Genomic DNA, 11,162 nt, shown 5'->3' with positions numbered 1-11,162 from the left:
TACCGGTAATAGATACAAAAAAAGGATTGTTCTATTAGATGCATGGAATAGAACGGAAACACACATAATGTTTACGATAAATGCCATTAAGTGTCCATATTGTTGTTGATCTGCTAACGTTATTGCCGCTCCCCACAATAAAAAAAGAATTACAAAAGCTAAAATTATGTATTCATATATTCTTGAACGACTCTGGTTATTCGTATCTCCATTTTCATAACTTCGAATAGTTAGCAGTAACACACAACTTAGAAATGTTAATAGCATATACATGATCAGGTAGTAGTCATAAGTAAGAATACCCATTCCAGAACTGTATTTAGTAAACAAATTAAGTAAAATAAGAATCAATTCAAAGATGATAACAATTTTAGCAAACAACTTACAGCGCTGAATGTTCTCATCAAACAGTTGCTTATGAAGAAGTTGTTGATTTTCTTTTGTTAATGTAATAGGCATACGTAATAGTTTCATAATCAACCCTCTTTAAACTATTTACTATTTTTCATAGTTTATTATACAGAATTATAGAAGTACATGTTTATATTATGTTCTCGCTAAGTTGATTTCAATGATAAATCTTACAGATGAAATCATTCAGTATTGACAGTTCGAGGCTAATTAAGGATATAAAAGATTATTCAGAGGGACTGATCGTCGGAGAAATTATTCAATATGCTGAAATCTTGGATGAAGCTACTAGATAAGAAGTCTTCTACCGCATACGATACCGCCTTCGCATATGGGATTTGATGGGGTCATCATGTTCCAGGAGATTTAAAAACATTACAGAATCAATTGTAGATCCATTTCCAAGAAAATTACTTACGTCTATTGCAACAAACAAATTGACCGTCAAAAGAATTTATGTTGATATAGTTCAATAGTCACCATATAAAATACTACTACATAGCCATCTGCAGGATGGCTATGTTTGTTTCGATAATGATATTGAAAACTGATTGACTGTAGGCAAGGTTAATACAATAGATGTTCCTTCCCCTTCTTTACTACTTATTTCCATGAACCCCTTATGTTCTTCAATTATCCTTTTAGACATCATTACACCTAATCCGTTTCCAGTTTCTTTCATTGTAAAAAATGCGTTACCAACCTGATCAATTAATTCTTCAGGAATTCCGACACCTTCATCAGTGAACCGGATTCTCGTGTGGTCAAGATCTTGATCCGCATCTATGTAAAGATTGCCGCCTTTAGGCATTGCCTCCATTGCGTTTTTTATAAAGTTTATAAACACTTGCTTCATTTGATTCTTTTGACAATGCACATTTTTCATACCTTTAATATAGTTAAAATGAATGGTCACACTCAGCTTTGTTGCTGAAGGCTCCAAAAACAAGATCACTTGTTTTAGAATCTCAACCAAATCTTCATCTTTAAATTTTGAAGACTTTGGTCTGCTCAGATCCATAAATTCATTGGTAATGCTCTCAATCCGGTCTAGCTCTGCAAGCACAACTTTAACGAATGTTTGGTCTTTTTCATCATTTCTTTCATTTAATAAATGGAGAAAACCTTTGACTGTTGTTAACGGATTTCTAATCTCATGAGCAACTCCTGCAGCTAATTCTGCTACTAATTTAAAACGATCTATATCTCTAATTACCTCTTCCATTTCTTTTATCTTTGTGACATCAGTTACGGAACCAACTAATTTTACTACTTTTCCTTTTACTATGATTGGCTTTATCGATATCAACATATCTAGATTGTTATGCTTGATCTCAAACGTGATTTTTTCTTTTGAATTCCAGGCTCTGTTCAAATACGTATTTACTGTTTTAATGTTATGTGGTGTAACAAAAAATTCGTCTACAGATTTATTATAAGTGTCTTCTACCGTCAATCCTAGTTTATAGAGTAATTCTCCATCACACAGTGTGTGGATAAACTTGCCGTTTTGTTTAACAATAGTAGAAATTATACCTAGCTGTTCACGAAGTACATCATGTAGTTCTTGTTTAACAGCTCTTACTTGAGCTTCTGCTTCCTTGGCTTCATCTATAGTTGAAAAATAAAATCCTTTTATAATGTAAAAGAACCCCATTACTTTAAATATGTGCGCCAATATTTTATCTATATCATTTACGAACGAGTAAACATCGAAAGCAACTTCTGCCATCAGTAAGGACCATAAAGCTAACGCTATATATAAATACGCATCTTTCTTTTCTACTATATACCTTTTAATTACAATTAAAATCGTAACCAATAGGAGCGCACAAATAACGTATCCTATTATATCTTTAAGCAGCGTATTTCCTTGATTTTCTATTGAAAGTGGTGGGAGATAGGCCTCATATCTATAAATTATGAAACCTATGAAACTAACGATTGCTATGCTACTAGCAAAGTAGTATATCCTAAGGTCCTTGATTACTTTTTTGTCCGATAAAAGTAAAATCCATACTAAGGATATTGCTTGGACTAACCTAGCCAATGTTCCAAACCATACTGATTTGTCCATCGAACTCTCTGTAATAAAATCCGGCATATCCTCAAAGGAAATCATATGCAATAAATCAAGAAATGCGACAGTGAAGAATAGGAAGGACAGAAAGAAGAGTTGACGTGATTTTGTGAAAGGGAATGTTTTGTATCCGTAAGTAAATATAGCTATCGCCATACAAATGCTAAACAGCTCTAAAATTGTGTGAATACTAGTAATATTTTCAGGATTATAGAGGTGGCTGAAGACTTCAGAACCATAATGAATAAAAAGCAAGAAAAATAATGCTAAAAAAGAAATAATAATAACTTTTGCTTCCGTAAATTTGAAAGTCATACTATTCTCTCCAATCCAGATCTGACTACTACTTCTATTATACTACTTTATTTCTAGTATCGGGAATATTTTCCTGCTTTATTAAGAAATGCTCGGCTCGGGGTCCGTTTAGCAACATACGGAGGTGAGCCAAGTTTCGCTAGTTGCTGAACGCGGGAGCTAGACACTTGTACAAAGTTATATGCTATTTTATCTTTTAAAAGAAAACAGTCATCTAATAGATAACTGTTTTCGCTACAACACAAAAGTTATAACTCTTTTCTCGGAATCCTCTGTTTCGTTCCTTTTTCGATCAATTTGATATATTGACTATCCTTCGATGCAACAAATGTAATTGCAATACCATCGTCACCTGCCCGACCTGTTCTGCCAATACGATGAATATAGCTCTCCACATCTTGAGGAACATCATAATTAATCACGTGGGTTACCCCTTCTACATCTAATCCTCTTGCGGCAACGTCTGTTGCAACTAAATATTGTAATTTCATATCGCGGAATCGCTTCATTACCTTCTCCCGCTTTGACTGTGACAAATCGCCATGCAGTTCATCTGACAAATATCCATTCGCTTGTAATGCAGCATTTAATTTGATTGCTCTACGCTTTGTCCGGCAAAAAATAATCGCCAAAAAAGGACGGAAGCGGTCAAGTACTTGCATCAACTTATCCTGTTTCTCCCTGTCTGTTGTTTCAATTACCATCTGTTTTACGTCGTCTAAGGTAATATTGCTTCCTTTAACAACAATATTTTGTGGTTTGTTCATATAGCTATTAGCTAATTTCTTTACAGCATCAGGCATCGTTGCCGAAAATAGCATCGTTTGCCGCGTTGTTGGTAATTGCTCTACAATTGTCTGAACTTCAGGAAGAAAACCCATATGCAACATTTGATCAGCCTCATCCAAAACAAACATCGAAACATCACTTAAGGTTATCGTTCCTCTCCGCATATGGTCTAACAGACGTCCAGGCGTTGCTACAACAACATGAATACCGCGTTTTAATTTCTTCAATTGACCTTCAATATCTTGTCCACCGTATACAGCTAATGCTTGAATATTTCCTTCCTGCTCAATTAACTTATTTAATTCTGTTGTAATTTGCAGGGCAAGTTCTCGTGTGGGAGACAAAATTAACGCCTGTATGCTTGTCTTACTTGTTTCTACCGACTCCAAAATTGGTAATAGAAAAGCAAGTGTCTTGCCCGTACCTGTTTGCGCTTGTGCAATTACATCCTGATTCGACAAAAGTACTGGAATAGCCTTTTCCTGTATCGGAGTAGGGGCATTAATTCCATTTTGATTTAGATGATTTTCCCATTTTTCCGAAATTCCTAGTTCAATAAACGTTGGCATAAAGCCACCTCATTCTATAAATATCATGTTTAGAAAAAGGTTTTGATAACCTCTTCCTCTTGATTACACACCTTGCACTGATAGGTGATTTCCAATGCAGTCTCACTTACTAAGTGAGGTGTTTCTTGTCCACATTGTTCACAATATCTTTCTTCCTGAATTTCCAACATAAAATCAATCCTATTCTTTTTGCTTTTGGTATGTGCAAAATCGAATATTTTATCCTTTATATTTTCAGTGTAACATTTATCGGAAAGTGGAGAAATCTTTAATAAAGGATTTTTTCGTAGAGTTTGTTGCTTTTTATGTCATATTTGAGTAAGTATCCGACCGCAACGTAGTGCTCGAGCATTCCGCTCCAGGCAGTCGCTTTCTGTGAAGAACACCGGGTGCCAGCAATAAAATAACGGGACAAGATGCTAATAAACTTTTCGCGGCCACAGGGGACCTTATTTCGCGTAATAATCCAGTTTTGATGATTTGGCGGCCTCCAGAGCCCTTATTTACTCAAATTGGCTTACTATAGCAAGGTTTTTGTTTAAATAAGCGTACTGGTGTCCGCACAATTAGTCAAATGCCAATCTTGTCACAAATAAGGTCCGTGGTGGCCGTCAAGAAGCAACTCATTTCGTCTGCCATGGGGTCATTCACTGAGATTTTCAGCACCGCGGAAAGCAAAGTTTAGGGACGGAGCGGTGCACATGTATGATCAGTGAGCACCTATGCACTAAGTCGGATACTAGATATTTAGCGCAACAACAATCTCTTAGAAAACAGCCTTAATAAAAAGCACTACTTACATCATAAGTAGCCGGATCCAGCTGCAGTTCGTTTCCGAGTACTAAATTAGCAAGTTCTGCTCCGAGAAAAGGTCCACTTGTTAATCCAGAAGCACCGAGGCCGTTTGCTACAAACAACCCTTTCATATGGGGAACAGGACCATAAATCGGAAGCGATCCCGAAGTGAACGGACGAAGACCAACTTTAGTTTCTACATACGTACTTGTTGCTAATCCGGGAGCAACTTTTAAAGCCTTGCTAATAATCTGATTTACACCATTAACCGTTACTCGTGTATCAAAACCAGCTTCCTCTTCATGTGTGGATCCAACAACGACACGACCACCACTAAAGCCTAGCATATACTGGCTGTATGGAGGTAAAACTACTGGCCAATTACTTGTGTCAGTTTCTGGAATTTGCAAATGAACAATTTGTGCTTTTTGAGGCGTCACATTAAATTTTAAACCTAGTGGCTCTAAAAGTTGATTGGCCCAAACTCCACCGGTTACGATAACTTTGTCTGCATAAAGTGAACTTCCACTAACGTTCACACCTGTAACGGTTGAATCTTCAAAAATAAGTGACGCATCACCATTAACAACCCTAGCGCCATTTTTTTGTGCAGCACGAATTAATGCATTTCGCAATTCCTCTCCATCAACTTTGCCTGCACCACTAATATGTACAGCCCAATAGTGATCTGCTAATGGCGGGAACAATGCTTTTGTTTCCATTGGAGATAACCGCGAGATAGCTCCCATTTCCGGCGCATCTTCTCTACTTTTCAACGCAATTTCAAGCTTTCTATCTAATTTCTCCTCAGTATCGAAAATATTTATCGCTCCAACTTGAGCATAACCTGTTTCTGTTTCCCCGTCTGCTTTTAAACCCTCAATCAGATCAGGATAATAGCTAGCACCAGCTTTGACTAACTCGTACCAAGCTTCATTGCTTCGATTTGTTAGCCACGGACATATAATGCCAGCTGCTGCACTCGTAGCTTGACCAGGATCATTTCGATCAATAATGGTGACCTCCACCCCTTGTCTCGCTAAATGATAAGCAGTAGATGCACCGAGGATTCCTGATCCAATAACAATAATTGATTGCATGTTTAACACCTTTTCACTTCGACATGTTGTTCAAATTTCGGCTATATAAAATGGCTTAGATAAATAACAATAAGCTTAGTGCCATGACAGCCATACCTGCAATCAAACCGTAAATCGAGATATGGGCTTCATCGTATCTTTTAGCAGCAGGCAATAATTCATCTAACGAGATGAAAATCATGATGCCTGCAACTGCTGCAAAAATCATTCCGAACATAACATCATTTAAAAACGGCATTAAAATAAAAAAAGCAACAATTGCTCCGATTGGCTCAGATAAGCCTGACATGAAAGAAAGCTTAAATGCTTTTCGCTTATCTCCTGTCGCGAAATAAATCGGAACCGATACTGCTATTCCCTCAGGGATGTTGTGAATCGCAATTGCTACAGCAATGGCAACTCCAAGGGCAGGATCTTGTAAAGCTGAAGTGAATGTTGCGATACCTTCTGGAAAATTATGAATAGCAATTGCTAAAGCAGTAAATGTACCCATTTTTAATAAATCAGGATCTTGGATCGCAGTCTTTGGAATTTTGTTCATATCCTCGACTTTTTTTATTTCATGTGGATTGCCTTGTTTCGGAATAAATTTATCGATCAATGCGATAAGTAGCATGCCTGCAAAGAATCCAACAACTGTCATCCAGCTTCCTTTTTCCACTCCAAGTGCAGACACTAATGCACCTTGTGCTTTTACAAATATTTCAACCATCGATACATAAATCATGACACCAGCAGAAAAACCTAGTGACAGTGATAAGAACTTCGTATTCGTAGTTGATGTAAAAAAAGCAAGCACACTTCCAACTCCTGTTGCCAGGCCTGCCATTAAGGTTAATCCAAATGCAAGCAGCAGATTCTCAGCCAATCCTAATCCCTCCCCAACCATAGGTGTCATGTTAAAATAAGATGCATCTATACTAAAAGTAGTGACTCTATTTTAGTTTAGATTCCAATGAATTAGCAAACGTAGCAGATTGATCAACATTCAGTAAAACGCGATTTACCTCTTTTTTAAATCCATATAGAAGCTGTAATTGCAATGGATTTCGCAGTATAATCTCAAACTGTGCTTTTTGGGGTTCTAATTCTAAGTCTTTCGCTACCGCAACAAATACATGTTTCCGTTCGTGCTTCGTTAATTCTGCTGGCCCCATGTATGGTCGAAACAATTTGATTTCCTCTAATGGTATGGTAATCCCCTGAGAAAATCCAACATAAAGATGTAATGCATTATTTGTTAGTAAATATGGTGTCAAACGTGTTGCCTGTATTTCTGCGACGAGAAATAAAATACCATAAAGATTAGCAACCAGTAACACAATAGCTATATACTCATTCCATTGATGCAAAAAATAATGAAATGCCGCGGTTTCAATGATCATTGCGTGAATAAGCATCACGTAAACTGCCATACAGCTAGTATTTTTATGATAGCTAAACATTTCTCCCTCGGATGTACTTGCTTTTTTTCTCCAAGCAAATAATGCATAATAAAATAACGATAACTCTGTAACAAATAAAGCTGCTAACTTGCCTTCAAAAGTATTAGAGACTGTTTTTTGGAGATTAAGCTTGAAATATGAGCTATCGTGTTGGGCAGTTCGAAATGTATTAATTAACCGTGGTAATTTGGTAATGATTTTATATAAAATGTATAGCTCTAACAGTATGAATAACCCTTCAGTAATGACAACAAAGTAAGGAAGAAACGCATATTGTTGAAGATATTGGCTTGGAATCACAAAATTAGCAACAGCATATCCCGCTAACATCACAAGTGCCATTGTTTTCCATGAAAACTTGTTTCTTATTACGAAGAAGTATGTTAACAAAGGGATAATTAACATCATATCTATGATAGAAGCTAACGCAATATGCGTTGGCATAGGTGATAGGATTCGAGTGTGGTAAAGCGCATAATTAGCTGAAATAATGGCAAGAAGTGAAACAAGATAAATCAATACTTTTTTATTTCTTAGTACTGTTAACATTGTTAGCCATCCCACTTTCACTATTTTCGTCATTCACTACGGCAATTGCATATAATTTGTCTAATATGTTTTTAAGTTGAATTAAATCTTTCTCATCTAGCTGTCCATAGTACTTAGACATTAAATAGTATTCTGTTTCTTCCATTTTCTTAATATAATCTAATCCTTTCTCCGCTAATTCGACAAGAATTTCTCGTCGGTTTTCTAGATTAATTTCTCGTCTTACATAATTACTGTTTTCAAGCTTCTTCACTAATTGGCTTGCCGCACTTGGTGTTATTTGAAAAGCAGCAGCAATTTCATTCATTGTTACAGGTTTTATATGTAACAAGTCGAGTAGCATTAACTGCTTAGAATTCAGGTTTACGAAGTGCTGATCTGACAGTAAGCTTCTTACTTCATTTGCAAAAAATTCGCCCAATTGATCATTTTTTTCTTTTATTGCTTTGTAAAGATTGCTGTTAGCATTCAATTGACCTTCACCTCATTTCTATAGTCCAATTATACACCACCCTTAATAGTTAATTGAACTTAATTATTAAGTTTTTTAAAAACATGAAATAATACAGGTGAAATCATAGTAAAAAACTAACAAACCTGCGATAATTGGTACGTTTGGTACTTTTAGAATGGGTGGACTTATATTGAAATCAAATGCAATTTATTACGTAGGTTTAATCTCTGTCGCAATCATATGGGGAATTAATTTTGGCGTTTCACGGTGGGCAATGGAAGTATTTCCTGCTGAAGTATTTGTCTTGCTTCGCTTTGGTTTAGCACTCCCTATCTTATTCGCTTTTTTGAAATGGTCAGAAGGTACAACCAAAGTTGACAAAAAGGATTTGCTAAAACTTGCCGTTATCGGTTTTGTCGGTGTAACTATTTTAGAGATGCTCGTCATGTATTCGATTAAGTACACAACTTTAGCAAATGCTTCCTTATTAAATGTAGCGCCGTGGCCAATTTTCGCAGCTCTTTTTGCGCCACTATTTACGCGTGAAAAAATGACGTTGAGACTTGCTGTTGGCGGGTTCATTGCGCTAATCGGTGTATCGCTAATTATTCTTGGTGGCAAAGATGGCTTTGATCTTGGTTCGGAATATATGCTTGGGAATTTGCTGGCACTGTCAATCAGCTTAATTGGGGCACTTTTTAATCTCGCGTGCATGCCATTAATGCAAAAATATTCACCTTTACGTGTAACAACATGGTACATACTATTTGGATCAATCTTTTTAATTCCTTGTACAGCAACAGGTTGGAGTGCGATCCAATGGAATGAAGTCTCACTGATCACGTGGGGTGCTGTTCTGTACAATGTTATCTTATGTACTGTAGCTGCTTTTATTATTTGGAATCTATCCATGAAACAAGTTGGAGCTACGAAAGCAAATTTTTACCGTTATTTCGTTCCAGCTTCAGCTGCAATTGCAGGGGCACTATTCTTCAATGAAAAACTGTGGATCACCCAAATCGTTGGTGGAATTGTTATTACTCTTGGCCTTGTGTGGATCGCCAGCGAGAAAAAACAAGTTCCTCCAGTAGTTAAGACAGCGAAAGTAAGTGGATAGCTTCTAATACATGAAGCGAGCCTACTCATGAGGAGCAGGCTCGTTTATTTACGTTTTTATTAATGAAGCAACCAGTGTTCTGCTTCCGCACGTTCCGCGACATCAAAGTGCTTTACCTCTAGCTTCGCTAAGTAACCACTAATCTTAGATGTTACTTCTATCCATTTCTTATCACTGATGATGGCAATCTTACCAAATTCATCCCAGTGATTCGCTTCGAATTTTAAATCCTCTGCGACTGCTTGCAATGATTGTCCTTTGAGATCATGAACCACTAATAAAAGATTCAGCTTATCATGCTCTCCTCTTTTCTGATGAAACTCCGCTTTAAACTCTTCCATATCTTGCGCGTCAATTTTACCGTCGATGGTGACCTCTAAAATCGAATCTATACCATTTGGTATTACTGAAATCATGAAAAGATTCCCTCCTTATTTTATACAATACCCTGTTACTAGCTTTAAAAAACATATGATTAAAGGAATTATGATCCTCCTTACCGAATAAATAAGCTGAGGTGATTAAATGAAACAATTAAGTGAAGTTCGTTGGGGTATTATTGGATGTGGTGAGGTCACAGAAGTTAAAAGTGGACCTGGCCTTCAAAAAGCAAATAATTCGAGGTTAGTTGCAGTTATGCGGAGAGATGGTGAGCTTGCCAAGGATTACGCACAACGCCACCAAGTCGAATCATGGTATGACGATGCCGATAAACTGATTGATGACCCACAGGTCAATGCAATTTATATCGCCACACCACCAGCATATCATCATGAATATACGTTAAAAGCTGCCGCTGCTGGCAAGGTTGTATATGTAGAGAAACCGATGGCATTAAACTACGGACAATGCCAAGCAATGATAGACGCATGTGAAACAGCACATGTACCATTATTTGTCGCCTATTACCGTCGTGCTCTACCTCGTTTTTTAAAAGTGAAAGAGTTGTTAGATAGTGGTATCCTTGGCGACATTCGCTTTGTGACTACGACACAATATCGCCAAGCCAGTAGTGAACAGCATTATAAGCAGGTCGCCCCTTGGAGAGTCCAGCCTTCCCTTGCTGGAGGCGGATATTTCTTCGACCTTGCCAGTCATACCCTAGACATATTGGACTTTTTACTAGGACCAATTAAACAGGCAACTGGATATGCATCCAATCAAGCAGGAAACTATGACGCAGAAGACATCGTAACTGGAACCTATACATTTGATTCAGGTATACTCGGAACAGGTACATGGTGTTTCTCCGGATATAAGCATGTCGATCAAAATGAAATTGTCGGTACGAATGGAAAAGTAGCCTTTTCTACTTTTGGAGATGATCCGATCATTTTAGAAACTGAAACATCCAAACAAAGTTTTGATTTCAAAAACCCTTTACATGTTCAACAGCCACTTATTCAGTCTATTGTTAATGAACTTACAGGGAATGGAAAAAGTCCTAGTACTAGCATATCTGCTGCTAGAACGAATTGGGTGATGGATGAGTTAACAAAGCTATATTACCAATCTTAACTTTTGGAAAGCATGTAATT

At 37.1% G+C, this 11,162-nt stretch carries 10 protein-coding genes and 1 pseudogene; 2 read left to right on the top strand and 9 right to left on the bottom strand.

Annotated features, from left to right (window positions below; genetic code table 11):
• From ACI6MV_RS15535 to ACI6MV_RS15500, 8 genes and pseudogenes are all read right to left on the bottom strand, one after another.
• A partial coding sequence (locus ACI6MV_RS15535; protein ID WP_407271235.1) for a hypothetical protein occupies window positions 1-474 on the bottom strand: 474 nt, incomplete at its 3' end.
• Window positions 475-928: 454 nt separating this feature from the next.
• The gene (locus tag ACI6MV_RS15530; RefSeq protein WP_407271234.1) at window positions 929-2,806 is read right to left on the bottom strand and encodes an MASE3 domain-containing protein; all 1,878 of its coding nucleotides are present in this window, start codon (window positions 2,804-2,806) and stop codon (window positions 929-931) included.
• A 251-nt stretch (window positions 2,807-3,057) separates the two neighbouring features.
• A pseudogene (locus ACI6MV_RS15525) lies at window positions 3,058-4,164 on the bottom strand (DEAD/DEAH box helicase); the annotation flags it as partial.
• Window positions 4,165-4,193: 29 nt separating this feature from the next.
• A complete protein-coding gene (locus tag ACI6MV_RS15520; RefSeq protein ID WP_407271233.1) occupies window positions 4,194-4,334 on the bottom strand; it encodes a hypothetical protein in 141 nt (46 codons plus the stop codon).
• 609 nt (window positions 4,335-4,943) lie between these two features.
• On the bottom strand, window positions 4,944-6,059 hold the full coding sequence (locus ACI6MV_RS15515; RefSeq protein WP_407271232.1) for an NAD(P)/FAD-dependent oxidoreductase: 1,116 nt from the start codon (window positions 6,057-6,059) through the stop codon (window positions 4,944-4,946).
• A gap of 55 nt (window positions 6,060-6,114) precedes the next feature.
• Window positions 6,115-6,927 carry a zinc transporter ZupT gene (zupT, locus tag ACI6MV_RS15510; protein ID WP_407271231.1) on the bottom strand — a complete coding sequence of 271 codons (813 nt, stop codon included), beginning with the start codon at window positions 6,925-6,927 and terminating at the stop codon, window positions 6,115-6,117.
• A 67-nt stretch (window positions 6,928-6,994) separates the two neighbouring features.
• Window positions 6,995-8,053 carry a hypothetical protein gene (locus tag ACI6MV_RS15505; RefSeq protein WP_407271230.1) on the bottom strand — a complete coding sequence of 353 codons (1,059 nt, stop codon included), beginning with the start codon at window positions 8,051-8,053 and terminating at the stop codon, window positions 6,995-6,997.
• A complete protein-coding gene (locus tag ACI6MV_RS15500; protein ID WP_407271229.1) occupies window positions 8,031-8,525 on the bottom strand; it encodes a MarR family winged helix-turn-helix transcriptional regulator in 495 nt (164 codons plus the stop codon). Before ACI6MV_RS15500 ends, ACI6MV_RS15505 begins: the two co-directional genes overlap by 23 nt.
• A gap of 172 nt (window positions 8,526-8,697) precedes the next feature.
• On the opposite strand from ACI6MV_RS15500, the gene ACI6MV_RS15495 reads away from it, so the two are divergent.
• Window positions 8,698-9,624: a DMT family transporter gene (locus ACI6MV_RS15495; protein WP_407271228.1), complete on the top strand. Its 927-nt coding sequence runs from the start codon at window positions 8,698-8,700 to the stop codon at window positions 9,622-9,624.
• 59 nt (window positions 9,625-9,683) lie between these two features.
• Here ACI6MV_RS15495 and ACI6MV_RS15490 read toward each other — a convergent pair whose 3' ends face one another.
• Complete coding sequence (locus ACI6MV_RS15490; protein WP_407271227.1) at window positions 9,684-10,040, bottom strand: SpoIIAA family protein; 357 nt, start codon at window positions 10,038-10,040, stop codon at window positions 9,684-9,686.
• A 109-nt stretch (window positions 10,041-10,149) separates the two neighbouring features.
• On the opposite strand from ACI6MV_RS15490, the gene ACI6MV_RS15485 reads away from it, so the two are divergent.
• Window positions 10,150-11,142, top strand: a complete 993-nt coding sequence (locus ACI6MV_RS15485; RefSeq protein ID WP_407271226.1) for a Gfo/Idh/MocA family protein — start codon at window positions 10,150-10,152, stop codon at window positions 11,140-11,142.
• The last annotated feature ends 20 nt before the right edge of the window (window positions 11,143-11,162 follow it).

The sequence above is a fragment of the Radiobacillus sp. PE A8.2 genome, assembly GCF_045635475.1.
Taxonomy (GTDB): domain Bacteria; phylum Bacillota; class Bacilli; order Bacillales; family Amphibacillaceae; genus JBJGXI01.
This window is presented reverse-complemented; position numbering and strand designations above follow the sequence as displayed.